At 51.2% G+C, this 26236-nt stretch carries 24 protein-coding genes; 16 read left to right on the plus strand and 8 right to left on the minus strand.

The genetic code is table 11. From position 1 onward, the window contains the following. Positions 1-21: 21 nt before the first annotated feature. Positions 22-1086: an SDR family oxidoreductase gene (locus WFJ73_RS27825; protein WP_336776188.1), complete on the plus strand. Its 1065-nt coding sequence runs from the start codon at positions 22-24 to the stop codon at positions 1084-1086. Here WFJ73_RS27825 and WFJ73_RS27830 read toward each other — a convergent pair. Both WFJ73_RS27830 and WFJ73_RS27835 read right to left on the minus strand, forming a co-directional pair. After that, entirely contained in the window at positions 1076-1459 is a 384-nt protein-coding gene (locus WFJ73_RS27830; protein ID WP_336776189.1) for a winged helix-turn-helix transcriptional regulator, read from the minus strand. The two genes, WFJ73_RS27825 and WFJ73_RS27830, sit on opposite strands and share 11 nt — an antisense overlap. Positions 1460-1567: 108 nt before the next feature. Further along, complete coding sequence (locus tag WFJ73_RS27835) at positions 1568-2194, minus strand: nitroreductase family protein (RefSeq protein WP_336776190.1); 627 nt, start codon at positions 2192-2194, stop codon at positions 1568-1570. Between the two features lie 198 nt (positions 2195-2392). On the opposite strand from WFJ73_RS27835, the gene WFJ73_RS27840 reads away from it, so the two are divergent. Further along, positions 2393-4075 carry a DUF2339 domain-containing protein gene (locus WFJ73_RS27840; protein WP_336776191.1) on the plus strand — a complete coding sequence of 561 codons (1683 nt, stop codon included), beginning with the start codon at positions 2393-2395 and terminating at the stop codon, positions 4073-4075. Positions 4076-4164: 89 nt separating this feature from the next. On the opposite strand, the gene WFJ73_RS27845 is transcribed toward WFJ73_RS27840, so the two are convergent. Next, positions 4165-6351 carry an S-layer homology domain-containing protein gene (locus WFJ73_RS27845; RefSeq protein WP_336776192.1) on the minus strand — a complete coding sequence of 729 codons (2187 nt, stop codon included), beginning with the start codon at positions 6349-6351 and terminating at the stop codon, positions 4165-4167. A 127-nt stretch (positions 6352-6478) separates the two neighbouring features. Then, positions 6479-6832 carry a winged helix-turn-helix transcriptional regulator gene (locus WFJ73_RS27850; protein ID WP_336776193.1) on the minus strand — a complete coding sequence of 118 codons (354 nt, stop codon included), beginning with the start codon at positions 6830-6832 and terminating at the stop codon, positions 6479-6481. A 136-nt stretch (positions 6833-6968) separates the two neighbouring features. Between WFJ73_RS27850 and WFJ73_RS27855 the strand changes: the two genes are divergently transcribed. Continuing rightward, positions 6969-7325, plus strand: coding sequence for a DoxX family protein (locus WFJ73_RS27855; protein WP_336776194.1), 357 nt, complete (start codon positions 6969-6971; stop codon positions 7323-7325). A gap of 89 nt (positions 7326-7414) precedes the next feature. On the opposite strand, the gene WFJ73_RS27860 is transcribed toward WFJ73_RS27855, so the two are convergent. Beyond that, positions 7415-8257 (minus strand): SDR family oxidoreductase, encoded by an 843-nt coding sequence (locus WFJ73_RS27860; protein WP_336776195.1) that lies wholly within the window; start codon positions 8255-8257, stop codon positions 7415-7417. Between the two features lie 129 nt (positions 8258-8386). On the opposite strand from WFJ73_RS27860, the gene WFJ73_RS27865 reads away from it, so the two are divergent. From WFJ73_RS27865 to WFJ73_RS27875, 3 genes are all read left to right on the plus strand, one after another. Continuing rightward, positions 8387-8956, plus strand: coding sequence for a TetR family transcriptional regulator (locus WFJ73_RS27865; protein WP_336776196.1), 570 nt, complete (start codon positions 8387-8389; stop codon positions 8954-8956). A 152-nt stretch (positions 8957-9108) separates the two neighbouring features. Further along, positions 9109-9984: an aminoglycoside phosphotransferase family protein gene (locus tag WFJ73_RS27870; protein ID WP_336776197.1), complete on the plus strand. Its 876-nt coding sequence runs from the start codon at positions 9109-9111 to the stop codon at positions 9982-9984. A 131-nt stretch (positions 9985-10115) separates the two neighbouring features. Continuing rightward, positions 10116-11750 carry a response regulator transcription factor gene (locus tag WFJ73_RS27875; RefSeq protein WP_336776198.1) on the plus strand — a complete coding sequence of 545 codons (1635 nt, stop codon included), beginning with the start codon at positions 10116-10118 and terminating at the stop codon, positions 11748-11750. 37 nt (positions 11751-11787) lie between these two features. Here the strand turns inward: WFJ73_RS27875 and WFJ73_RS27880 are convergent, their stop codons facing one another. The 3 genes from WFJ73_RS27880 to WFJ73_RS27890 all read right to left on the minus strand — a co-directional run bounded on the left by WFJ73_RS27880 (position 11788) and on the right by WFJ73_RS27890 (position 15036). After that, positions 11788-12624 carry a carbohydrate ABC transporter permease gene (locus WFJ73_RS27880; protein WP_336776199.1) on the minus strand — a complete coding sequence of 279 codons (837 nt, stop codon included), beginning with the start codon at positions 12622-12624 and terminating at the stop codon, positions 11788-11790. 11 nt (positions 12625-12635) lie between these two features. Next, on the minus strand, positions 12636-13532 hold the full coding sequence (locus WFJ73_RS27885) for a carbohydrate ABC transporter permease (protein WP_442956000.1): 897 nt from the start codon (positions 13530-13532) through the stop codon (positions 12636-12638). A 112-nt stretch (positions 13533-13644) separates the two neighbouring features. Next, the gene (locus tag WFJ73_RS27890; protein ID WP_336776200.1) at positions 13645-15036 is read right to left on the minus strand and encodes an ABC transporter substrate-binding protein; all 1392 of its coding nucleotides are present in this window, start codon (positions 15034-15036) and stop codon (positions 13645-13647) included. Positions 15037-15243: 207 nt separating this feature from the next. Between WFJ73_RS27890 and WFJ73_RS27895 the strand changes: the two genes are divergently transcribed. The 10 genes from WFJ73_RS27895 to WFJ73_RS27940 all read left to right on the plus strand — a co-directional run bounded on the left by WFJ73_RS27895 (position 15244) and on the right by WFJ73_RS27940 (position 26224). Beyond that, the gene (locus WFJ73_RS27895) at positions 15244-17052 is read left to right on the plus strand and encodes a cache domain-containing sensor histidine kinase (RefSeq protein ID WP_336776201.1); all 1809 of its coding nucleotides are present in this window, start codon (positions 15244-15246) and stop codon (positions 17050-17052) included. A gap of 305 nt (positions 17053-17357) precedes the next feature. Continuing rightward, positions 17358-18269, plus strand: a complete 912-nt coding sequence (locus WFJ73_RS27900) for a dihydrodipicolinate synthase family protein (protein WP_336776202.1) — start codon at positions 17358-17360, stop codon at positions 18267-18269. Between the two features lie 50 nt (positions 18270-18319). Continuing rightward, positions 18320-19720 carry an ABC transporter substrate-binding protein gene (locus tag WFJ73_RS27905; protein ID WP_336776203.1) on the plus strand — a complete coding sequence of 467 codons (1401 nt, stop codon included), beginning with the start codon at positions 18320-18322 and terminating at the stop codon, positions 19718-19720. Between the two features lie 103 nt (positions 19721-19823). Further along, complete coding sequence (locus WFJ73_RS27910; protein WP_336776204.1) at positions 19824-20678, plus strand: carbohydrate ABC transporter permease; 855 nt, start codon at positions 19824-19826, stop codon at positions 20676-20678. Positions 20679-20699: 21 nt separating this feature from the next. After that, on the plus strand, positions 20700-21542 hold the full coding sequence (locus WFJ73_RS27915; RefSeq protein ID WP_116394582.1) for a carbohydrate ABC transporter permease: 843 nt from the start codon (positions 20700-20702) through the stop codon (positions 21540-21542). Between the two features lie 34 nt (positions 21543-21576). After that, entirely contained in the window at positions 21577-22257 is a 681-nt protein-coding gene (locus tag WFJ73_RS27920) for an N-acetylmannosamine-6-phosphate 2-epimerase (RefSeq protein ID WP_336776205.1), read from the plus strand. 5 nt (positions 22258-22262) lie between these two features. Beyond that, complete coding sequence (locus WFJ73_RS27925; RefSeq protein WP_336776206.1) at positions 22263-23114, plus strand: ROK family protein; 852 nt, start codon at positions 22263-22265, stop codon at positions 23112-23114. 10 nt (positions 23115-23124) lie between these two features. After that, positions 23125-23979, plus strand: a complete 855-nt coding sequence (locus WFJ73_RS27930) for a MurR/RpiR family transcriptional regulator (protein ID WP_336776207.1) — start codon at positions 23125-23127, stop codon at positions 23977-23979. A gap of 21 nt (positions 23980-24000) precedes the next feature. Next, positions 24001-24471, plus strand: a complete 471-nt coding sequence (locus WFJ73_RS27935) for a YhcH/YjgK/YiaL family protein (RefSeq protein ID WP_336776208.1) — start codon at positions 24001-24003, stop codon at positions 24469-24471. A 238-nt stretch (positions 24472-24709) separates the two neighbouring features. Beyond that, complete coding sequence (locus WFJ73_RS27940; RefSeq protein WP_336776209.1) at positions 24710-26224, plus strand: MDR family MFS transporter; 1515 nt, start codon at positions 24710-24712, stop codon at positions 26222-26224. The last annotated feature ends 12 nt before the right edge of the window (positions 26225-26236 follow it).

Genomic DNA, 26236 nt, shown 5'->3' on the forward strand with positions numbered 1-26236 from the left:
GAAGCAGAGGAGGAATGTTAGATGAAAACAACAGACATATCCAAAACCGCCCTGGTCGTAGGCGCAAACGGCGTGATCGGACGTAATCTGATTGATTATTTGAGGACGCTTCCCGAGTGGGATATTATCGGCGTGTCGCGCCGCGGCGGAGAGGATTCCGAGCGGTTGCGGTATATCGCGGTTGATCTTCTGGACGAAGCGGATACCCGGGAGAAGTTAAGCGGCCTGACCGCCGTTACGCATATCTTTTACGCTGCCTATCAGGATCGGCCTACGTGGGCTGAGCTTGTAGCCCCCAACCTTGCCATGCTCGTAAATGTAGTGAATGCCATTGAACCGATTGCACGGAATCTGCAGCATATCAGCCTCATGCAAGGTTATAAAGTGTATGGGGCGCATCTGGGTCCTTTCAAGACGCCGGCGCGCGAGACGGATGCCTATCATATGCCGCCCGAATTTAATGTCGATCAGCAGCAATTTCTTGAGCGGCGGCAACCAGGAAGCAGCTGGACCTGGTCAGCCCTTCGTCCCTCGGTTGTTGCCGGTCTCGGACTAGGGAATCCCATGAACCTTGCGATGGTTATCGCCGTCTACGCTTCGATGTCCAAGGAGCTTGGGCTGCCGCTTCGCTTCCCGGGAAAACCCGGCGCTTATCACAGCCTGCTGGAGATGACCGACGCGAATCTGCTTGCCCGCGCAACCGTATGGGCGGCTACCGACGAACGCTGCGCCAATCAGGCTTTTAACATTACCAACGGCGACCTCTTCAGGTGGAACGAGCTTTGGCCGAAGATCGCCGCCTATTTTGGCCTGGAGACCGCCCCTCCGTTACCGATGTCGCTGGAGGTCGTTATGGCGGACAAAGAACCTCTCTGGAATGCCATGGTCGATAAATACGATTTGCAGAAAATAGGCTATAAAGACGTCTCCTCCTGGCGGTTCGGGGATTTCGTGTTTTCCTGGGATTACGACTTCTTTGCCGACGGTTCAAAAGCCCGCCGCTTCGGGTTTCATGACTATATCGATACGGAGAAAATGTTTATGGACATCTTCGAGGACTTCCGCCAGCGGAAGGTCATTCCTTGATTTCATTATCGGATACCGGAGGCCGGAACAGCACCTTTCCTTTGCCGCCGTACTTTTTGTCGATATACCCATCACCCCACCGGCACATGGCATGCAGGATATCCTTCAGGCTCCACCCGTAATCCGTTAACTCATATTCGACCTTCGGAGGTATCTGATTATAAGAAATGCGGTTGATGATTCCATCTCTCATCAGTTCATTTAATTGCTGCGTCAGTACTTTTTGCGATATATCGGGAATTAGGCGCAGAAATTCGCCATTACGCTTCTTGCCGAATGTAAGATGGAACAAAATGACCGGCTTCCATTTGCCTCCGATCGCTTCAAGAGTGGCTTCGACCGCGGTATTGAAAATTTTCTCGTCATTCTGCATAGCCTGGCATCGCCTCCTATGCTCCACTTTATCATTTTACCTCTAACAGGAGTATCACTCTTATGCAAAAATAAAGGGCGCCCATATGCTGGACGCCCTGTCCTTGTATTAGAAACGCTCAAAGCTTACGAACTCGCCAACCGGCTTGCGGTAGCCGCGTACCCGGCGGTTCGATGTATCTTCTTTCCCGATGCCAATGAGCAGAGCGGGAACATAACGGTCCGGCACGTCCAGCGTCTTCATCATCGCCTCCGGATCAAAGCCGATCATTGGGCTTGTGTCCCAGCCTTTCTCTTTGGCTGCCAGCATGAACAGCATGGCGGATAGATTCGCGTTGCGGATCGCCTCATCCCGTTTGAAAGCCTCGCCCCGCTCTTCGTAAAATTGCTGCACGGACTCGACCGTATGATCGAATTCCTGTTTATTAATAACGCCGAGATGCAGCAGCCCTTCATTAAGCTCCGCCGTGTTGTGATGCGCATCCAGATGGCCAAGAACAAGAATAACGGCCGAAGCGGTTTGGACTTTATACTGTTTGTTTGCCGCTTCATACACTTTCTGCTTCATCTCTTCATCCCTAATAACAATATAGTGAGCATGCTGCAGATTGAAGGACGACGGCGCGTATTTCACAAGATCAAAAATTTCATTCAGCTCTTTATCCTCAATGGAAACCCCTTTAATAAATTTGTTTGCGGATCTTCTTTCTGTCACTACGGATACGAAATCGTTCATCTCGCCCGCCTCCTCTATGTATATGTATTATCTTTAATTTAATTATCTTAATTTTAAGACTTATGAAATGGAAATGCAAGCCTTTTTCTAAAAAACCCGCATACAAAGCTTCTCCACCCCCATCCTTTTCCTGTACTATCATAAATGTGTGCGTACTTAGAAGAATGACCATTTTCGGTAAAATAGGAGGCTGCCTAATTGGAACTTGATGATCGCGTAAGCAGACTGGAGGCAAGGATTACCGAGCTCGAAAAAGAAATAGCGGAACTAAAGGAGAGCAAACCAGCCTTATACAAGCCTTACGTCCCGCCTGTCCTTCCCAAAAATTCGCCGAGAGCTCCGTATACCCCCGTAGGCGTAGGTAAACCTGCTGCGCAGAAACACGAAATTAAAAAAGAAAAGCCCGATTGGGAGCATCTGATTGCGCGGGTATGGCTGCCGAGAATCTTTTTGTTCGTGCTTCTTATCGGCATCATCTGGGGATTCAAAGCAGCCGTCGATGGCGGGTTCCTGACGGAAACCATGCGCTGTATTCTTGGTTATGCGGCCTGCGGGGCTTTTATATTCGTCGGATTCCGTCAGCAGAAAGCCAAGAGACCGCTGCTCGCGCAGGTTTTATTCGGAGGCTCCATCGGCATTGGCATGCTCACTACCTTTGCGGCCCACGGCCTGTACGAATTAATGAGCGTACCTGTCGCGTTTATTATCAATATCTTGTTTGTCATTGCGGGAGTCGCATTCTCGCATAGCCTGCGATCGCAGCCTTTGGCTATGTTGGCAAGCGCGGCAGGCGTTCTGACGCCGTTTTTGCTAAATAGCGATCATCCCTCCGTCGTATTTTTTGTCGTGTACGAAGCCTTGCTGTTCATCAGCTTTATGATCTTTGCGTTAGCCAGAAAATATGCGGCATTGTTCTATCAATCCTTTGTCTTGCTGCAAATCGCATTCGCGATCTATGAGTGGATTGCGGACGGGAACGAAAAAATCGTCGCTATCGGGATACTCGCCCAGCAGTTGGCGCTGCTTCTTTCTATTTTCGCCAGAACGACGATGACCCGGCATCAGCTCCGATTGCTTATTCCAAGCTTCGCGTTAACGGCCCTCTGGTTCAAGCTGTCGTATTCGGACCTGACCTTTAACGTGGCTATGCTTGCGTTCTTTGCCGTGTACGCTCTAATAGCCTTCCGGTTCTTGAAGAAACAGAAAGAGGAGCACAAAGATAAAGCTCCTTACGCCTTAACTATTGCAAGCTATGCCCTGTTGTTCGGCCTCTCTAACTTCCTTCCGGCTGAATCCGTGCCCGTAGTCTTATTAATTGAAGGAGCTGCGGCATTATGGCTTGGATTCGTTGTGAAGTCGCTCATGCAGCAAATAAACGGCGTTGTCATTTATTTGATTGGCTGCATCCTTGGACTCGATACCGCATTTGGACTCATGGATAGCATTGTTTCGATGGAGACGCTCATTTGGATTGTTTTGCTCGTAACACTCGGTTACCTGATTCAAATGGTTTCCCATTATGGCGTTGGCAAGAGCACCAAGGAGGCCTTGCTTGTCCTCTGGTATGGCCTCGGTATAGCCCTCCTGACTTTCCTTACCGAAGTAACGAATGTATTAACGAAGGATCTCAACACGAATGCGCAGCATCTAATCGTATCGGCGGTATGGGTCGTCTACTCGGTTGCGGTAATCGGATACGGATTGAAAAAGCAAATAAAGAAAGCCAGGCTGACAGGTCTCGCCCTGTTATTCCTGACCTTGATGAAGGTCATTTTCATGGATCTGCCAAGCGTCTCCCTGCTTGCTAAAGCGGTCTTATTCATGGGGCTTGGCTTCATCGGCATCTTGCTATCGCGCTTCTTCTACAACAAGAAAGATTAGACTAAGCAATCGGTATTCGCACAAAAAAAACCATGCTACCGCAATGAAGGAGAGGCCTCCTTGCAAGTAGCATGGTTTCTTTGCTTCTATTAGGCTTTAAACGAATCAAGCAAGGCTTTAATGTCCTTATTCAGATCCAGAACGCGCGCAATCATGCTCAAAGCTTCCGCTCTGGTCGACTGCTCTTGCGGAGCAAAGATGCCCTCCGCCCGGCCGTTAACGATACCCGCCGATGCCGCGCTGCGAATGTCGTCGGCATTCCAGACGCCCGCGATGTCATTGAAGCTTGCGGTCTGCTCCGACACTGCCGCCTTGAAGTCCACAATACGGCTGAGGATGTCGATGATCTCGGCACGCGTAATCCCTTCATCGGGTCTAAACGTACCGTCTGAATAGCCCGTAATGATTCCGCTCGCGGCCAACGCTTTAATATCTTGACCCGCCCAGTAGCTTTCCTTCACGTCGGTGAAGGTCTTTGTCCCGCCTTGCGCAATGAACGGGAACACCCTAACGATCATGGCCGAAAATTCCGCGCGCGTAATCGAAGCATTCGGGCGGAAGGTGTCGTCCTGATACCCCGTAATAAAGCCCATCGCGGCGAACAGATCGATATTTGCTTTGCCCCAATGCTGGCTCACGTCAGAGAATGGAGTGGAAGCAGGGTTCTTGATTGCTTGCTCAACCTTGCCCTTCAGATCAGCCGTCAACTTCTCCTCGTCTACTACCGTCTTGAAGGTTGGTTCAGAAGGCTTCGGATCCGTTGGCACGGAAGGATTCGAAGTAGTAGGGTTCGATGCCTTAAACGTCAGAACTACCGTGTAAGGAATAGAGGAGCCTTCGGAATCCACCGCGTTAATAATCGGGGAAGAGCTTAGATCCGTTGCCGTCACGCCCGATTGCTGCTCAACCCCATTGATTTCAAGGTGATCCCCTGTCGTAACGAACTCCGCCTTGGCGGCGCTAAGATCTGTTCCATTCGGGATATCGGCCAATGTAATCGTATGGGTATTGGCGTCAATAACACCATTCACCTGTACCGGGGAGGTGAGCTTGTAGGAAGTCAGCTCATTTGCCAGCTTCACGTTTACGACATAATTTTGCGTCAATCCGTTCTCGGCAAATACCGTATACGTCTGAGGAACGGTAAAATCGTTTGCCGTAGTTCCGGAAGCTTGAATGGTGCTGCCAATGCTAACGAACTGGCCGTTTGCCGTAAACGAAGCCACTTTATTCTGGCGCGTTGTTCCGGATGGCAAAACAACCGTTACCGTATGCGCGGCTTCATCCACGATACCCGACACCCCGTCTATGCCAAAGGTTTGCAATTCCTTGGTTGTGCCAGCGTTGCTAGCCGCTTCTTGTACTGTAACCGTATAAGTCCGGGAGTCGCCGGCTTCATCAAAAACGACGTAATCTACAGGCGAAGAGAAATCAACAACGTCTTCTCCGCTGACTTGCTGCCCCCAATTCGCGATGACTCTTGTACCCGTCGTAATAAAGGTAGGGACTAACATCGTCCGGTCCGTCCCGTAAGGAACGGTCAGCGTTATCGTATGGTTAGCCTCATTGATCGTTCCTATGGACGAAAGCGAGGACAAACCGAAGGAGGTAATTTCTTTAGCCGTGCTAGGTACGCTTTGAACAGCCGCGGTGACGATATAATTGCGCGTGCTGCCATCCAACGCTTGCACGGTGTACGTTACCGGATTCGTGAAATCCTGTGCGCTAGCGCCGCTATTCTGAACGATCCCGTTCACTAGTACGGAAGCTCCGCTGTCATCTGTAGCAAATGTAGGCTTCAGCGCTGTCAGATCCGTACCTTGCGGAACGTAGAGATAGATTAAAAACGCTTCATCGTCGATAAAACCCGTCACGCCCGGACTGGTGAAATTAAACGAAGTGATAGACTTCAGATTGCTCGGCCCGATCGTAACGGTTACCGCGTAATCCTGCGTACTATTATCCTCCGCAACAACGGTTAAGGTTCTCGAACTCGAATAATCCGTACGCGTCACATTGCTCGTGTGATTAAGCACGGTGGCGCCATCCGAAACCGTAAAGCTTTCCAGCATATTATAGACTGCCGAACGGAAAGGAACGGTAACCTCAATCGTATGATTGACGTTATCAATAATACCGGGGTTCCCTTCCACCGAGAAAGAAAGGAAGTCCTTCGACGAACTTCCGGCATCCGCGAATATCATTTGCGGAAATAAACTGATGAATAAACAAAAAACGAGTGCGAGTGCTGCGGTTTTTTTCATTGCTCGTTGCACTTATGTAAGCCTCCCCTTTAGTCATGCTGTTCTATCATTTCTAAGATGGATTTTTTCACCTGCCTTCATAGATAGTATACAGGATAGCCCTCGGCTATAGCGCATCTTATAACCGCGAAGTATCCGTTTATTCCGATTCCCCCTCTGAATGCTCCGTTCCATACAGCGATTCCATATGCTCGGTATGCTCCTCGCCCCAATCGTTCATAACCTGCAGCACTTTGCTTAATCCTTTGCCGTATTCCGAAATCGAGTATTCGACCTTCGGAGGAACCTGGTTATACACCTCGCGGTGAACGATATCGTTGTACTCAAGCTCTCTTAATTGCTGGGTAAGCATTCTTTTGTTAATGTCCGGTATGGCTTTAAGAAGCTCGCTGAATCGCATCGTCCCGTTTGAAATAAGCTGAAGCAGAATAACGGGCTTCCACTTGCCGATCAATATATCGAGTGCCGATTCGAATTTGCAATATTGCTTCATGATCTCTCCACCCCTTATGCTGCGCTAGGTAACTTTTTATTTACTTTGTTTAGATAAAGTGCCTACTTCCTTCTATGGATAACTCGGGTCTATTATACCTTACAGGAGCTAAACAAAGAGAAGGAGGACGGCATTTTTGACGAATATCACGTTATGGATCATTCAAGGGCTTACGGCCTTAGGCTTTATTTACTCGGGGTGGTTGAAAGCTTTTCAATATGAAAAAGCCACAGCTTCCTGGGGTTGGGTAAAAGACCTCCCGAGAGGACTTGTCGCCTTTATCGGGGCGGCGGAGCTGCTTGGAGCTATTGGCGTTATTCTTCCGGAAGCGCTTGGTATTGCGCCAATCTTGACGCCGGTTGCCGCGGCCGCGCTTGCCGTTGTTGTCTTGCTTGGTGCGGTGCTTCATGTTAGTCGAAGAGAATACAGGGAACTAGGCGTAAACCTTGTCTTTATCCTATTAGCCGCGTTGGTTGCCATTGGCCGTTTCTAAGCCACGCAACGCGGCGCGAAAAAAACAGCCCTCCGCCTGGCCAGCAGCCGGGTAGAAGGCGATAATATTCCAAACGTGATCTCCTTAGCTTAACCTTCCTTCGGAAAATCCGTTGAGTAGGCGAGCTCCTTCTGAGCCTCCAGCTCCTGAAGGCGGCTGGTCAGCGCCTGATGAATGACCTGATAGCAGTCGCTGCCAAGGGCAATTCTTTTGGGTGCGGGATGCTGGTCAACGCTGTCGATCATAATGGCGGCCATCTTAGCCGGATCGCCAATGGAGACGGCTGTTTTATCCTCAACGATCTTTCTTGCCTGCGCTGCCGGAGAGATATCGTAAGCTTCCATTCTAGAAGCAAGCTTTATGCTGTGATGCCTGAAGTTCGTACGCGCTCCGCCTGGCTCCACGATGGTAACGCCGATATGGAAAGGAGCGACTTCCTGCCTTACGGCCTCGATAAAGCCCTCGATTCCCCACTTCGTCGCATGATAGAGCGACCCGCCCGCAAACGCGGCTTGTCCGCCTACTGTTGAGAGCTGTATGATTCGCCCTCCTCCCTGTGCACGCAAGTGTGGCAAGGAAGCGCGTACCAGCTGTATGGAACCAACAAGGTTGGTGTTAATTTGATGGTTAATCTGTTCATCCGTCAGTTCCTCCGCCGCGCCAATAAGGCCGTAACCCGCATTGCTGACAACAACGTCGATGGTGCCCAATTGATCGAAGGCCTGGTTAACAACCGTATATATAGCCGGGGTGTCGGTCACGTCAAGATGAGCCACCCACAGAAGATCGCCGTACTTTTCCTTAAGATCATCCACCACATCCAGATTACGCACCGTACCGGCAACGCGGTCGCCCCGCTGCAGAAGCTGCTCGGTCATATGCCGGCCAAAGCCGCTGCTAATCCCCGTAATAAACCAAGTCCGTTGTGCCATCTTTCATTCCTTCTTTCTTGGAGGTTCTGATCAGCGCTTATAACTAACCAGTTAGTTAAATATAGTCCTTTCTAACCGGTTAGTCAAGTATGATATACTAGGTCAAAAATGAACGAAGGATGATTACGGATGAGAAATGCCGAAGCGACGCGCGAACGGATTCTGGAGGCTGCTATGGATGAGTTCTCCACTTTCGGCATTGCCGGGGCACGGGTCGACCGCATTGCCAAAACCGCCGGCTGCAATAAAAATCTGATCTATATTTATTTTGAAAATAAAGAGACGCTCTTCACCACGGTTCTTCAAAAGCACCTTGACCAAGCGTTTGAAGGCATTCCCTTCTCGTTCGACGATATCCCGGGCTTTGCCGTTAACGTCTTTGATTTCGCTATGGCGAATCCAAAGATTATGCGGTTGCTTATGTGGTTCACGCTGGAGCAGAATACGGTCAGCAGTCTTCCCGTACGCGATGTCGCCCATGAACAGAAGATCGTCAAAATAAGCGAAGCGCAAGCAAGCGGCCGGATAGGCTCCGCCCTGCCCCCCGCTTTTCTTCTAACATCCATCATGACGATTGCGACCTCTTGGGCGGCAACCAATCCTTTTGGCCCCGGACTGAATCCGGAAGCGGCGAAGAATCACGATGCTCTGCGGGAATCCGTCGTCAAAGCGGTCGAGCTGCTGCTCCAAGCGAAATAAAAAAACGCCAAATGAATGCCTGTGCGCTTCGCGACATTCATTTGGCGTTTTTTTATGTTATAGCCGTTTTCTCCTTTGATAGGACGAATACGGGTTGTTATGATCGAGGTAACATTACGATGCAGCAACTAATTAAGAAAAGGGGCGAGTTTATGATTGAAATTACGGCCGAGCTGGTGCGTGGATTAATTTGCAGTCAATTTCCCGAATGGAAGGACTTGGAGGTAAAACCCGTGGAAAAAAGCGGGCACGATAACCGTACCTACCGGCTGGGCAACGAAATGACGGTGCGCCTGCCGAGCCATGAGCGGTACGCCTCGGCTGTTGAGAAGGAACTGACCTGGCTTCCCGTGTTTAAGCCTCTCCTGTCTCTGCCGATACCCGCTCCCGTTGCGCAAGGTAAGCCTACCGCGGAATACCCTCTTCCTTGGTCCGTTAACCGCTGGCTCGAAGGCAATACGGTTACGTATGCCAACATCCGCGATCTCAACGAATTTGCCGAAGACCTCGCCGCCTTTCTGAAGGAACTGGAAGCCATCGATGCCACGGACGGCATTCCGGCAGGCATACAAAACTTCCATCGCGGGGGAAACTTAGCCGTATACGATCAAGACTCCAGATCGGTCATCGCGAAGCTTGGCGGAGAGTACGACCGGGAGCTTCTAACCGAGATTTGGGAGCTTGCCCTTGCGATGAAATATGAAGCGGCTCCGCTATGGCTTCACGGCGATATTGCCGTAGGCAATCTGCTTGAGCAGAATGGCCGGCTGTCCGGCGTCATTGATTTCGGAACCATGGGTGTCGGCGACCCCTCCAGCGATCTGGTCATGGCATGGAACTTTTTTGACGAGTCCAGCCGCAAAGTGTTTCTGAGCGCCATGAATGTCGAGCAAGATACCATAGATCGCGCCCGCGGCTGGGCCCTATGGAAGGCGCTTATTACTTACGCCTGGAATGAGCCGGGCTCGGAAGCTTCGGACTGGGGCAAGCGTGTTATCGATGTTATTGTTCAGGACTACGGCAACTAACCGGATATCCCTCAAAATTGACATAACAGGTCCATTCTTTACGCTTATTCCACAGCCCGATTCAAGCGAATCTGCCTTTCCGGTATAATTATTTTTAATATTTCGTAAAAATTCGAATCCGGGTGAACGCCATGCTAAAAGTAATGATTGTCGAAGACGAACCCCTTATTCGCGCTGGCTTAAAGCATTATTTCCCTTGGGAGCAGCTTGGCGTCGGCGGAATTGTGGAGGCCGAGAATGGCAAGATCGGCGTAGACGTGGCTCTGCGGGAAGAGCCGGATTTAATCGTGACCGACATTCGCATGCCCGAGATGAACGGGCTGGAAATGATCGAGCAGTTAAAGCCGCTGCTTCCGAATGCCAGCTTTATCATTCTCACCGGCTACAACGAATTCAAATATGCGCAGGAGGCTATCCGTCTCGGCGTAGTTCAGGAGTATTTGCTTAAGCCGCTGGAGTATGACGTCAGCATGGAGGCGATAACGGCCTGCATCAGCCGGCTGGAGCAAAAGCGGGAAGAGCGGCGGAAGAAGCAGGACTTCGAGGCAAAAGCCGCCGAGCTAACGAAATGGCAATACGGTCAAGCTGTGAAGCAGCTTATGGACGGAAGCCTATCCGATCTGCCGGGCTGGAGGCAGCTGCTTGGATTTAATGAGCAGTCAGAGCTGACTTACGTGGCGCTTGCGGCAAGCTGTTTTGGCCGCAGCGGACTGCAACAGGAATGCAAATGGCATCAGACTGCGGAGCAGCTTATCGCTCAGGCGGCTGCCGACATTTCCCCGGTGCATCGGCTTATGGGCTATATGAGCAGAGGCAGGCTTTACGTTCTGTTGGTACTCGCAGGACTATCCGATCCGGCTGAGGCAGGCCAGCTTCTAAGCAAGCGGCTAGCCTCTTCTTTAAATCCCTTGCATCCCGATACTCACCTCTATCTCTCCGTAGGCCCTGCGACGTCTGATCCAGCAAAAGCAGGAGCTGCTATCAAGTCCGCGGGACAAAGCCTGCTCCAACGTTTTGCTTCGCCCGGACAATGGTTGATATCGGCGGCTCACTGGCCGGCTGACGAATCCCCGGCAGGCGGCGACCGCTTCGTCTCGCTTCACCCGGATGACCGCAAGAAGCTGCAAGCTTGCCTGGAGCAAGGGGATTCCGCTGCTGCCAGTGAGCTGATGGACAGGCTATGCGAGCAATCGGAGCAGGCTCTGCCCCATATTCAAGCAGAGCAATGGCTCGTATTCCTGCAGGAGATTATTAACGTCACCCTGCGCTTTGCCCACAAGGAGGGCATACCGGTCCAGGGAGTATCCAGCGAAAAGCTGCTTGATTTGTCTTTCGTCCATGATTACCGGACCCTCAAGAGCTTATTCGAGTATTTGGCGCTATGGGTCGTCCACCTGAATGATGTGTACTCTAAGCAGACTCACCAGTCTTCCCAGGAGAATGCAGTGTTCAGCCAGATTAAGGGGTTTATCGAGAAAAATATTGACCAGGAGCTCAGCCTTCAGATGGTAGCCGATCATTTCTTCTATAACCCTTCGTATTTAAGCCGGCTGTTCAAAACGAAGCTGAATCAGAACTACTTGAGCTTTGTCACGGAGATTCGCATTGATTACGCCAAGAAGCTGCTTCGCGACCCTAACCGGCTTGTGACCGATGTATGCGCGATGTGCGGCTACAAGAGCTACAAGCATTTTGTGAAAATGTTCCGGCTAGTGGCGGGCACAACGCCAACCGACTATCGCAGGCAGCTGGGCATTATGCATTAAAAAGAAATGGCGATGCTAGGCATGCATCGCCATTTCTTTACCCTTTTACGGCCCCCATCGTAATGCCCTGCGTAAAGGCTTTCTGGAACAACAGGAAGATTACAATCATCGGAAGCGAAGCGAAAGCCGCGCCAGCCATCAACACGCCGTACGGTGTCGTATATTCTCCCTTCAGCGTCGCTACGCCTAACGGCAGCGTCATCATAGGGGTAGAGCGAATCATAATGAGCTGGCTGAAATAATCATTCCAGGCATTGATGAAGGTAAAGATCGCAAGCGCCCCAAGCGCGGGCTTGAGCAGCGGAAGCACGATGCTGTAATAAAGCCTAAGCTCGGTGCAGCCGTCCACCTTGGCCGCTTCGAGCAGCTCTCCGGGCAAGGTCTGCGCGAACTGTTTAACGAGAAAGATGCCAAAGGGCCAGCCAATCGCAGGCAGAATCAACGCTTTATAATGGTCGATCCAGCCGAAGTCGGCAATCATCGTAAATAGCGGAACCAGGATAACCTGCTTGGGCAAAGCCATGGCTGCGACAAACAACGTAAAAATGATTTTCCGTCCGGGAAACTGTTTTTTTGCCAGCACGTAACCGGCCATAGAGGCTACGAGACATACGCCCGCCATCTCGGCCGCCGCAACAAAGAAGCTGTTGAAGGTCCAGCGCCAGACGGGATTTTTGAACAGAACCGTGAAATTATCGAGCGTTGGAGCGTGCGGGAACCATTCCGGCGGAATAGCCACTGCCACGTTTTGCACCTTGAAGGCGCCGGTAACGATCCAATAAAAGGGAAAGATAAAAAACAAGGCCACCGCAAGGAGCACGATATTCGGGATCAGCCTTCTTGGTTTTTTTCGAAACGGCATAGATGCATTCATAAGCTCTCCTCCTAGTACTCAACGTCGCTGCCCAGAAATTTGAACTGAATGAGCGAAATGATGCCAATAACAACCGCCAGAATCATGCCCATCGCGGCTGCTACGCCAAACGACCCCAGCATAAACGCTTTCTCGTACACGCCGTACATGACGGTCGAAGTGGCGTTAAGCGGACCTCCTGCGGTAAGGAGCTGGACAATCGCAAAGGTCTGGAACGTATTAATCGTCGTGATTACGATGATGTACAGATTGGTTGGCATCAGCATCGGCCATATGATCTTCCGGAATATTTGACCCGGGGTAGCCCTGTCAATTTGAGCGGCTTCGATATAAGAGGTTGGGATATTCCCCAAAGCGGCTACATACAGAATAATCGGCTGGCCAACGGAGGTCGTCACAAGCACCGCAATAATCGCGAATAACGCCGTCCGAAGATCGCCCAGCCAGGCAATGGGTTCCGCGCCAAACAGGCTGGTTACATAGTTCAGAATGCCGTAATTCGGATCATAGATAGATGCCCATACCACGGTGATACTGACAACCGAGGACACCGCCGGCAAGTAGAACACGCCCCGGAAGAAGGATCTTGCGAGCTCGCTTTTCCGGTAAATCGTGTTGGATACGAAGATCGAAAAGGCAATAACCGCAGGAACGGTAACAAGAACGATAAGAATCGTGTTCTTCATCGATTTCAAGAACGTCTTGTCCTTGAACAGATCGGCATAATTGCGGAGGCCGATAAATTCGAATCGATTCAGGCTGTAGTCGAACAAGCTGATATAAGCGCCCCTTAGCATCGGATAAGCGACGAACAGCAGGAAGAACGCAAGTGCGGGAAGCAGGAATAAATAACTGGCTAGCCATTCGCGCCATACCAGGCGTTTGGATTTCAGTGCCGTCAGAAGCATGATGCGTCTCTCCTTTCTTTCTGAAAAAAGAGCAGCGCACAGGCGCATATAAGCCGTGGCAAGCTTGGCTTCTATGTCGTTAAGCCTGTGCGCTGCTCAGTAGCACGCTTTCTTATTTCAGCTGGGCTTTGGCCTTCGCAATAGCTTCATCGGCGCTTTTCGCAAAACTGTCCAATGCCTCTTTGCCGGTCTGCTGGCCTAACAGCACGCTTTGCAGCGCCGGGAACCAGTACGTGCGGATTTCCGCATAGCCGTCCGCGATGGTCGGAGGTGCCGTGATGAACTGGCGGGCAAGCTCCGAATAAGCATATTCCTCATCGTCGTACAGGCCCGTAATCGAATTGCGCACGGACAAGCCGCCGGTCTGAATCAGGTTTTTCTTGCCGTACACTTCGTCATTGGCTACAAAATCGATAAACGTTTTTGCGGCCGCAATCTTCGCATCGTCGCCGTTGTTGAAGATTGCCATGCCTCCCAAGTAAGGCTCCAGCTTAGGCGCTGATCCGTCCAGCGTCGGGAACGGCAGCAGCGCTTCCTCAAACTCCGCTTTTTTGAGCGTCGAGTTTTGCGCTTTCAACACGGCCGAATAGTTGATGGAGAATGCCACCTTGCCTTGCAGGAACAAATCGTTGACATCGGATGCCGCAAGCGCCGCGGAGCCCGAAATAACAAGCTTATCCTTCTGCGCCTGAGCGATCCAGTCCAATGCCGCGCCGGCTTGGTCCGTATTGATGGCAATGGCCGAGAGATCATCCTTCAGAAAAGAGGAAAGACCCAAGTTCGCAATATACGCCCGCGTGCCTTGGTCGCCGGCTTGGCTCTTGGCGAAGAAGACGGACGGAATAACGTCGGGAGCCTTCTCTTTTACCGCCTGCAGCGCAGCCTTATACTCGTCAAAGCTCCATACGCGATCCTTGCGGTCCAGCGGAAGCAGATCGAGGGCGCCTATTTTCTCGAATACCGTTTTGTTTACGGCCATCATGAACGGAGCCGTGTTGATCGGGTACATAACCGTTTTGTCGCCTACCATGGACTGCTTCCAGAACGCTTCCGGAATATCGCTGCGCACCTCGCTTGATATCATGTCGTCGAGCGGTGCGAGCAGTCCTTTTTTACCCCAGTCGATAACTCGTCCGGGTGCGTCATAAATGACGTCGGGAGCGGAGTTGGAGGCGATCGCCACGTTCAGCTTCTCCGGCCCTCCGTCAAACGTAATCATTTCAAGATTCACTTTAATTTCCGGGTGTTTCTGGTTGAATGCGGCAATCATTTCTTTCTCGTACTTGCCAACCTCTCCGTCTAAAGCCTGGAAGTTGGGAAAGTTCCACCATGTAATCTCTACGGGCTTGGCTGCCGGTGTTGCTTCACTGCCGCCCGATGCGGTATTCTGCGGTTCGCTGATTGTCTTGTTGCCTGGTGCATTGTTGTTGGAACTGCAGGCTGCCGTAAGCATAACTAACAAGATGGTCATCAGCATTGCTGCCTTCTTGGTCCGTGCTGCCATTTCTATTCCCCCTGCTCCTGATTGAAGACAAGCAGCTGCAGCTTGCTCGTCTCCTGCTGTTTAAGCATAATTTATTTGAAAAAGGGGGAGAATCCCCCGGTTTTTACATGACATTCCCCTTTTTTTACGTCATCTCGTCTATATTATCATTGCAGTAGCAAATGTTATAAACAGTGCTATATTTAGGTCGTAAAGGCGGTGAGAAGCTTGGGCAGATTCAGACAATTGCGCGTCAATCATCAAATTTTCATCCTTATGATTTGCATTATTACCCTACCGCTGACGATCATGTCGGGCATCGTGTACCTGTTCTCGCTTCAAACGGTAAAAAACGAATACCAGAACAGCGCCAACCTTATTCTGAACAATTTGTCCTTTAATATCGACCAGTATCTGCAAAGCATTGAGACCGGCACGCTTACCGCCCAGCTCGACAGCCAGCTGCAAAGCTCGCTTGTCCATTGGTCGGAGAACAAAAATACGGATCCAAGCGATATCAGCATCAAATACGGCAGCGTCATTGAACAATTTATCAGCCGGATTGAGCTTACGGTCAAGAACGTCGATAGCGTGCAGGTATTTGCCGGCGGCCGGATCTTCTATTCGGCGGACTTTAATCAATCCGACTATAACACGGACGATGTCTTCAACCAGGACTGGTACAAGAAAACACTCCATTCGCAAGGCAAGGCGGTTTTATTTGGCGCGCATACCCCTTTTCTGCGGACGAATTCTTCCGAATCGGTCATCTCGATCGCCCGGGTCATCAACAAGACGGGAACCAGATCTAACCTGGCCGTCATCCTTGTCGATATCCGGCTTGATTCCCTTCGCGAGATCTTAAGCTTGTCCGAGAATACGAACCGGAATTTTCTTATTCTCGATGATGAGGGCGGCATCGTCTATTCCTCGGACCCTAATCAGGAGCAGCTTCTGAAGGATCTTCGGCAGCCGGGCAGTCAATCGAAGCTGCAGGCGTACACGGGGAACTATTACTTCACCATGAACGGCGTCCCTTCATACCTGAACTTTATTACCTCGCCTTTCTCCGGCTGGAAGGTTATCCAGTACATGGATGAGCATAACATGACGAAGGATGCGGCTATGTTTCGAAAAATATTGCTGTGGGGCGCTTTATGCTCCCTCGTTACCGCGCTGCTGTTCATGATTATGCTGTCCAAACGCGTCACCAAGCCGATTATTCAGCTCAGCAAGCAGGTCAGAGCGGTTGGCCTTGGCAAGTTCGACGTCGATCTCAGCACGCAGCGGCAGGACGAGTTCGGCGTGCTCTATAAGGGTATCCGCAAAATGGTGGAGGATCTGCAGGAGCATATCGAGAGGTCGTCCATGACGCTGGCCCAGCAGAAGGTTGCGCAATACGGAGCGCTGAAGAGCCAGATTAACCCGCATTTCCTGGCCAACGCGCTTGAGTCGATCCAGATGAAGGCTATTATTGCGGGGCAGCGGGATATTGCGGATATGGTGGGCCTGCTTGGCCGATTGTTCCGCATTCATATCCAGACCGGCAAGGATATCGTAAGCCTGCGGGAGGAGCTTGAGCATACCCGGCTGTACGTGAAGGTGCAGCAAATGCGCTTTGGCGATAAAATCAGCTATTCGGAAAAAATCGAGCCCGGCGCCGAGACGCTTCCGGTTCTACATTTCTCGCTGCAGCCGATTGTGGAGAACGCCATCGTTCACGGCTTGGAGCGCAAAAGCGGTCAAGGCAGTCTTGGAATAGCCGCCTTTGTTTCCGGACAAGCCCTGCATATCGAGGTTGCGGATAACGGTGCCGGCATGTCGGAAGAGAATTTCGCAAAGCTCCGTCAACGCTTGAACGAAGCCGCCGAGGACACGCTTGGCAGCACGCATATCGGCGTCAAAAACGTGCAGGACCGCATCCGTTATTATTACGGCGACGGATATGGACTCGCGATTGAAAGCCAGCCTAACGAAGGCACAAAGGTGACCCTTCGTTTCCCTGCCGCCAAAGCGATTTCCGACTCCCCGCGTTAACTAAACCCTCTGAAGTCTCGTCCAAACGGCGGGACTTTTTTCTTTTTCGCCATTTTGGAAGCGCTTCCCACAGAGATACCTCTCTTTTTACACCCCAAGGTTCATTTTTTACCTCATCGTCCGAAACCGCAGGCAAAGCTGATTTTTTGTGTTAAAACGTTAGCTAAGGACAGCCGGCAGTCCTTACCGCAGTTCAAACCAACGATCGGAACGCTGTGTTCCAAAAGGGAGAAAATTATTTTCATCCGTTCCCAAGGAGAGAAAATAATCCTCCAATTACTTCAAGAACAATAGGGGGACTAACCGTGAGCCTGCAAAAATTTCATGGGATCATTCCAGCTTTTTACGCTTGTTACGACAATGACGGAAACATCTCAAAGGATCGAACCGGACAACTTGCGTCCTATCTGTTAGCCAAGAAGGTACAAGGCGTGTACGTAGGGGGAAGTTCGGGCGAGTGCATTTACCAAAGTATCGAAGAGAGAAAAGCGGTACTCTCCTATGCAGCGGAAAGCCTGAAAGGCAGGATGACGCTTATCGCTCACGTTGGAGCGCCGTCCACCAGAGACAGCATCGAGCTGGCGAGGCATGCCGCAGAGCTCGGTTATGACGCTCTTTCCGCTATACCGCCGATTTATTTCAAACTGCCGGACAGCGCGGTCATTCGTTATTGGAACGACATTATCGATGCGACCCCGCTTCCGTTCATCATTTATAACATTCCGCAGACAACCGGCTACCAGTTAACGCCTGCCGTATTCCGCAAGCTGCTTGCAAGCGACAAGGTTATTGGAGTAAAGAACTCGTCTATGCCGGCACTCGATATCGAGCGTTTCAAATCCGTCGGCGGCGACCGCGTTATCGTCTTTAACGGTCCGGACGAGCAATTCGTGGCTGGCCGCATGATGGGAGCGCAAGGCGGAATCGGCGGCACTTATGCCGCTATGCCGGAGCTGTTCCTGGAGGCCAACGTATTGCTGCAGGAAGGCAAGCTGGAGGAAGCTACGCGTCTTCAAAGCGCAATTAACGACATTATCATTGCGCTTTGTTCCTTAAACGGCTCGATGTATGCCGGCATCAAGGAAGTGCTTCGCGCAAGAGGGGTAGACATTGGCGGCGTTCGTGCCCCGCTCGAGAACCTCAGCGGCGATGACGGAGAGAAGATTCAGCTGATTGTTGCCAGCATCGATAAGGCCATTGCCGATTTTGTTCGCTAGAAAAATCCACTGCCAGATCAGATCCTAACACGAAAAGGGAGCGGTTAAAGATGAAGAAATGGTCCATGGGCATTACAGCGGTAACGATTATGGCTTTGCTGGCCGGTTGCTCCGGCAATGCCGATAACGGGAATTCAAGCGCAAACGACGGAAGTGGTTCGAAAGGCAAAGAAAAGGTTTCCATTAACGTATGGCTGACTCCGCAATGGAAAGGCGTGCTGGATGCAACCGAGCAAGGCGCCGATTACGACAGCTTCCTGAAATACGCGGCCAAGAAATTTACCGAGCAATACGACAAGTATGACGCTGACATTAAGGTAGAAGTGATCGCCGGCGACCAACGCGACCAGCTGCTGAATGTCAATCTGAACGGCGGAACCGCTCCAAACGTCTTCTTCGAAAGCACATTCGCCATGGGTGACTACGTACACCGCGGCGCGCTGGAGCCGCTTACGGACATCATCGATGACAATGCGAAGAGCGATATCGCCCAGAACTACTGGGACATGGTGAAGTTTGGCGACGATATTTACTTCTACCCGTTCCAGAACAATCCGGGGACGCTCGTCTACAATGCGGATATGTTCAAGGCTGCCGGGCTCGAGCAGTACGTCGGCGGAGAGAACGAGATCAAGACCTGGACGCTTGCCGAATACGAGCAAATTCTTGAAGGCCTCAAGACCAAGCTTCCTAAAGATAAATACTCCAACGCCTACCCGATGGCGCTGTTTGCGGTCAACAACCAGGGGGATACTTGGAACCTGTCTTACCTGAGAATGTTTGGTTTGGACTTCTTCGATAAAGACGGCAATATCGTGCTTGGCGAGAACGGCGTCAAATCGGCGGCATGGCTGAAGAAAATCTACGACGCCAAATATACGAATCCGGGCGCGGAATCCGTCTCCTCCAATGACGCAAACGCCATGTTCCAAAACCAGCAGCTCGCTATCAGCTTTACGAACCCGGTTCTGTTCAACGGCATTAAAGCCAATATGGCAAGCGGTACTTCTCCGAAATTCGATATCAGACTGGCGAATATCCCTTCGGAAAGCGGCGACCCGCTGACTTTCACTTACGTCGTTGGCGCAAGCGTATTCCAATCCAAAGATCCGAAGAAAACCGAAGTGGCCAAAGACTTCGTGAAGTTCTTCTCCAGCGATCCGGAGCTCGTGAAATCGTCGAAAAACGGCATTCCGGTGCGTGCATCGGTCATTAAAGAGCTGAGCGGCGAGAATCCGTTCTTTGCGGCATACGATGCGAACTCCAAATACATTTTCAACTTCAGCGGCAACGTTCCGGGCTACAGCCAATTGCGCGAGGCGCTGTATCCGGAGCTGCAGGCTTTGTACATGGGGGCAAAAACGCCTGAGCAAGCCATTAAAGACTATGTAGCGAGCGGCAATAAGGTTATTCAGTCCAACAAAGAAAACTCGGTCATCTATAAGAAATAGCTAGGCTAGACAAATAAACAGGATCAGCGGCTCTTCGTCTTCGGGGAAGCAGGAAGAGCCGCTAATCGGAAAGGCAGCCACCATGCGCATTCGGAACAGTTTTGTGAAAGAGAACCTTACCGGCTATTTGTTTATTTTACCGCAAATGCTCATTTTCCTTGCTTTTCTCGTGTATCCGATACTGGAAGGCATCCGGCTCAGCTTTTATAAAATCAATTACCAGAATGAAAGCTTTGTAGGCTTCGACAATTACGCAGCGTTGTTTAATGATCCCGTCTTTTTCAAAGCGCTCGTGAATACGGTCGTGTTTGTTGTATTTATCGTTCTGTTAACCGTAGGCTTTGCCCTGTTTGTGGCATCCGCCATCTTCGATAAAAATGCCAAGTACGTTTCCTTCATCCGGGGAAGTTACTATATACCGGTCATGGTCTCCATGGTCGTCATGAGTATGGTGTGGAGTTTCCTGCTTAATCCGGCTAACGGCCTCATCTCCTATTTTGCAAGGGAAGCAGGGATGGGCACGGTTAATCTGCTTGGCAATACGCAGACGGTCATGCCCGTTATTATCTTCGTAACGTTCGCCGGCAACGTCGGTCAGTCGATTATTCTTTATATCGCTTCCATGATCGGAGTATCCAAGGATCTCTTCGAAGCCGCCGAGGTGGACGGAGCCAGCAGATGGCAGGTTATTACGAAAATCCTGATCCCTTCGGTTCAACCGACCACGATCTACATTACGATCATCAACATTATTGCCGTGCTGAAGATCTTTGTCGTTATTCAGCTTCTCACAGGCGGCGGGCCAAATAACGGTTCCGTCACCCTCATGTATTACTTGTACAATAACGCGTTCAAATACAACCAGCTTGGCATAGCTTCCGCAGTTGGCGTTATCATGTTCGCCATCACCTTGCTGCTGTCGATCCCTCAATTAAAGGCCATGCTCAAACAGAAGTAGAAGCGAGGAGTTGAAATCACGATGTCGCAACCGAAGAAAGCAAATAAACTGCAGCCCTTTGACCTGGTGTCGAATATTCTGGTTACCTTCTTTGCGGTAATCAGCCTGTTCCCTCTATATTGGCTGTTCACCAGCTCCTTGAAAAACAGCTCCGATGTGGTGAAGATGCCGCCGGACTGGTGGCCCGCTTCCATTACCTTCGCCAACTACGTCGATATTTTTCGGAACCAGCCCGCTTTAAGATGGACGTTCAACAGTATCTTTGTTGCCGGAGCTACGACGATTCTAGTCATTGCCGTTGGCTCCATGGCTGCTTACGCCTTCTCGAAGATCCATTTCAAAGGGCGGCAGATCATCTTTATCGTGTTTATTTCGAGTCTGATGATTCCAAAAGAAATTATGATTGTCCCTTTATTCCGGATTGTGCAGGATTTCGGCATGGTTAACAGCTTCCACGGCATGATCTGGCCTAACGTAGCCGGCGCATTTGGGGTATTCCTGCTGAAGGGCTTTTTCGACAGTACGCCGGATGCGCTGCGGGAAGCGGCCAAAATCGACGGTGCGGGGGAATGGCGGGTTTTCCTGCAGATCATGCTGCCTATCGTCAAGCCGGGCATCGGGGCTTTGTTTATTTTGAACTTCGTGCAGATTTGGAACGATTACCTGTGGCAGCTTGTGATCGGTCAGGAGAAGACCATGAAGACTCTGATGGTTGGTACCGCAACCCTCATGCAGGACCTCAATCCTAACTTTGCCTACAAAATGGCGGGAGCAACCGTTGCGGCGGTTCCCATGCTGATTATCTTTATTTTGTTCCAGCGCTATTTCACTTCCGGAGCTACGGCCGGCGCCATTAAGGAATAGCTTCACACATTGAGAGAAGAGAGAGGTCATTGGCATGAATAACTTGTTTGAACGAATACAGGGAAAGCTCGTCGTCTCCTGCCAGGCGCTTCCCGAAGAGCCGCTGCACAGCCCGTTTATTATGGGGAAAATGGCCTATGCCGCTTCGCTTGGCGGAGCGGCGGGAATCCGGGCGAACAGCGTGGAGGACATCCGCGAGATCAAGACGCGGGTTAACCTGCCGATTATAGGCATTATTAAGCAGGTATACGGGGATTGTCCCGTCTTCATTACGCCAACGATGGCAGAGGTGGATGCGCTTTGCGAGGAGGGCGTTGAGCTTATCGCCATGGACGCTACAGACCGCGTCAGACCGGATGGCTCGACAATCGCCGAGCTGTTCCCGCAAATCCGCGCGAAGTATCCGAACCAGCTGTTTATGGCGGACTGCTCAACCTTCGAGGAAGCGCTGCAGGCCGTCCGGCTTGGCTTCGATTGCGTGGGCACAACGTTAAGCGGTTACACGGGAGCAACGAAAGGCCAAGTGCTCCCTGACTTCGGGCTGATTACCAAGCTGGTGCAAACCTTGGATGTGCCCGTTATTGCCGAAGGCGGAATTTCGACGCCGGAGGAGCTGCGAGCCATGTTTGACCTTGGCGCGTATTCCGCCGTCGTTGGCTCGGCAATTACAAGGCCGATGGACATTACGAAACGTTTTCTGAAAGCGTTGGAGTAAGTCTCATGCGGATTCTATCGGCGGATATCGGCGGCACCAACACTAAGCTTTGTCTTTGCGACGAATTTGGAAATGTGGAGCAGTTTACGGAGTATCCCACGGAAAGCGGAAAAGGCGGGCCGCATGTCATCAAGCGGCTGATGGAGCAGATGTCTTCATACTCGGGCTATGACCGCATCGCAATCAGTACGGCCGGACAGGTGAATGCCGAGGATGGCTCCATCGTGTATGCCAATGCCAACATTCCGGATTATACCGGCATGCAGCTAAGCAGGATTGTTGGCGAACGGTTTGAAGTACCGGTAAAGGTGGAAAACGACGTAAACGCGGCGGCGCTTGGCGAAGCCCGTTATGGCGCCGGCATGGGCTTTTCCAGCTTCTTATGCCTCACCTTCGGAACCGGTATAGGGGGCGCCATCGTTATCGAGAACCGGCTGTATAAAGGGGCTGGCGGAGTGGCTGCCGAGTTCGGTCATATGTTTACCCATCCGTCGTCCTACTATGAAAGCTTCGCTTCCACAACCGCTTTGGTAAATCAGGCTAGGCAGACGGACCCGGACTGCATCAACGGAAGAATATTATTCGAGCTGATTCAGCAAGGCAATAAACAGCTGGACGGGGTCTTGAATAGATGGATTGACGAAGTCAGTCTTGGCCTCGCTTCCCTGATTCATATCTTCAATCCGGCGGCTATCGTTGTTGGAGGCGGCGTTATGGAGCAGCTGCCGCTAGTAAAACGCGTAGAAGCGAGAACCAAAACGCTGATTATGAGCAGTTTCGCGGATGTTGCCATTCGTCCGGCGGCGCTCGGCAATAAAGCCGGCTTGCTTGGGGCGGCATCCTTGTTTCTAAGCTAGGGGGGACAATTTGCGGGAGATCAGCATTACCTCAACGATAAATTCTCACTACAACCGGTTTACGGCCACGGAGAAAAAAGCTGCCGATTATATTTTGGAGCATGCCGAGGCCGTCGTCTATATGTCGATTACGGATCTGGCCGAGGGCTGCGGCGTAGGGGAGGCCAGCATCTTCCGGTTTTGCAAAGCCTTGGGCTTTAAAGGCTATCAGCAATTCAAAATTGCGCTCGCCCACAGCATCTCCGCGGATAATGAAATTCCGCAGCTCTCCGCTCAGGTAAAATTGCAGGATACGCTGGAGGAAGCCGTCTCCAAGACGCTTCAGAGCAACATCAATGCGTTAAATGAGACGTTCAAGCTCATTCAACTGGACTTCATCAATCGGGCGATTGATCTGCTCATCCGGTCCGACCGTTTTATTTTTTACGGAGTTGGCTCGTCCTTGATGACCGCAATGGAAGCGAACAACAAGTTCATGCGTATTACGAACAAGACAGGCTGCTCCGTTGATTCGCATCAGCAGGCGATGTCGGCTGCTCTAATGGGCGAGAAGGATGTCGCGATTATTATTTCCTACTCCGGTTCAACCAAGGATTCTATTGAGGTCGCAAAAAAGGCCAAAGAGCGGGGAGCGGCGATTATCGTGATTACCCGCTTCGTCAAATCGCCGTTAACCTCCTATTCAGACATTACTTTGCTATGCGGAGCCAACGAAGGTCCGCTGCAAGGCGGCTCCTTATCGGCAAAGATCGCGCAGCTCTATTTGCTTGACGTGCTGTACGTCGAATATTTTAAACGCACCTATGAAGCATCCATCGTAAACAAGGAGAACACGTCAGCGGCGGTTGCCGTCAAGCTGTTCTGAAAGGCAGAAAGGAGAGTTATTATGATACTTGGGCTATTATCCGGGGCGAATGATCCCCATTCCGGCAGCTATGCCGCCATTGAGGAAGCCCTGCAGGCTTTGCGTCAATGGAGCGAGAAGGGGGAATGGCCGGAGGGCAGGCTGGAACTGCGGGGCGATTCGCTCTATATCAGCTTCATGTCCTTCGATACGAAGAGCCAAGAGGAGCAGGTTGCGGAGAAGCATGAGCAATACCTCGACATCCATTATTTAATCGAAGGCTCCGAGCTGATCGGATGGTCGCCGCTGCGAGAGGGTATGATTCCATCTCAGCCTTATGACAAAGAGGACGACTATGCGTTATACGCTCCTCAAGCCGATGAACAACTGTTGGCAATGAAGCCGGGTATGTACGCCGTCTTTTTCCCTGATGACGTTCATCGTCCGGGCATGGGCGACGGTTCGCCTATTAAGAAGGCCGTTGTCAAAATCCACATGGCGCTGCTTGCTTAGCGCTTTTGCTCTCCGTACGTTAACCCTAATTTGCTACTCTAACACTCCATTATAAGGGCTGTTCCAATGTCGGTTTTTGACTTTTGGGATAGCCTTTTTTGCAGCCTGCTATTTTTATAAAAATAATTACCCAGCATGCCTTTCTTCCCTGACACACTGTTGTCAACAAGGGTAGCTTATGATGATCTCAGATGATTGTTCAGCAATCAATTCAGGAAGAAGAAGGGAATGGTGTGGAATGAAGAATAAATTAGGTGCCATTATCGGAGGACTGCTGCTGGCCATTCTGATGGCATCCATGGATAACACGGTTGTGTCAACGGCGATCGGCACAATCGTGGGAGAGATGGGGGGACTCGATAAGTTCGTCTGGGTCACCACCGCTTATATGGTCGCGGAAATGGCGTGTATGCCGATCTTCGGCAAGCTTTCCGATATGTACGGCCGCAAGCGGTTTTTTATCTTTGGGATAATCGTGTTTATGATCGGCTCGGCACTCTGCGGAATGGCCCATTCGATTATCGAGTTAAGTATTTACCGGGCTGTTCAAGGGGTTGGAGCCGGTGCGATGGTATCCATTGCGTTTACGATTTTGTTCGATGTCGTGTCTCCTAAGGATCGCGGCAAAATGATGGGCGCGTTTGGAGCGGTATTTGGCCTCTCCAGCGTGGTTGGTCCCTTGCTTGGCGGCTATATTACGGATCACCTCAACTGGTCGTGGATCTTCTACATGAACCTTCCGCTTGGCTTCATTGCTCTGCTGATGATTGCCCTGTTCTACAAGGAATCGGCAGCCCACTCGAAGCAGCGTATCGACTGGGCCGGTTCCATCCTTCTCGTAGGAGCTGTTGTCTGCTTTATCTTCGCGCTGGAGCTCGGCGGCAAAACCTATGCCTGGGATTCCCCGCAAATTATCGGTCTGTTTGCCGGATTTGCCGTTCTTGCCTTCCTGCTCGTACTGGTCGAGAGAAAAGCGGCCGAACCTATCATCTCGTTTGGCTTATTCCGCAGCAGACTGTACACCACAAGCAATCTGGTCGCCATGCTTAGCGGCGCGGCTTATATGACGGCAGCGATTTTTATTCCGATCTACGTGCAGGGCGTCATTGGCGGCTCCGCATCTAACTCCGGTCTAACCCTATTGCCCATGATGGTTGGTTCGGTTATCACCGCAACGCTAGGCGGCTTCCTCATGACGAAGCTGCAGTACCGGACGATTATGATAGGAACGCTGGCCATTCTGCTCATAGGCCTTGCTCTTCTCTCGCAAATTACGGTAGAATCTTCTCGACTTTTCATCACGGGAATCATGATTCTGATTGGACTTGGAATCGGCGCTTCCTTCTCGGTATTAAGCACCTCGGTGCTTCATTCGTTCCCTGCCGCGCAGCGGGGAGCGGCAAGCTCGACCTTGAACTTCAACCGTTCGCTTGGCATGTCGCTTGGCATTACGATCTTCGGGATTATTCAAAGCCACAGCATGCTCTCGAAGCTTACCGAATCCCTAGGCAACGGCACGGTGCCCCCTGGCTTGAATTTAAACGATCCGCATTCCTTGCTGAATCCGGCATTCCGGCAGACCGTCGACCCTCAGCTTCTGGATACGATAACGGCGGGGCTGTCGAGCTCGATTGGCGCAACCTTTGCCTGGAGTCTGATTCCTGCGGCATTAGCGTTAGTTGCGGCATTCCTGATGTCGAAGGACAAAATGGAGGCGCCCGCCGAAGGCGAAGAATACGCGGCCGCACACTAATTCATATTACGG

Origin of the sequence: Paenibacillus sp. MMO-58, assembly GCF_037146255.1 — a bacterium.
GTDB lineage: Bacteria > Bacillota > Bacilli > Paenibacillales > Paenibacillaceae > Pristimantibacillus.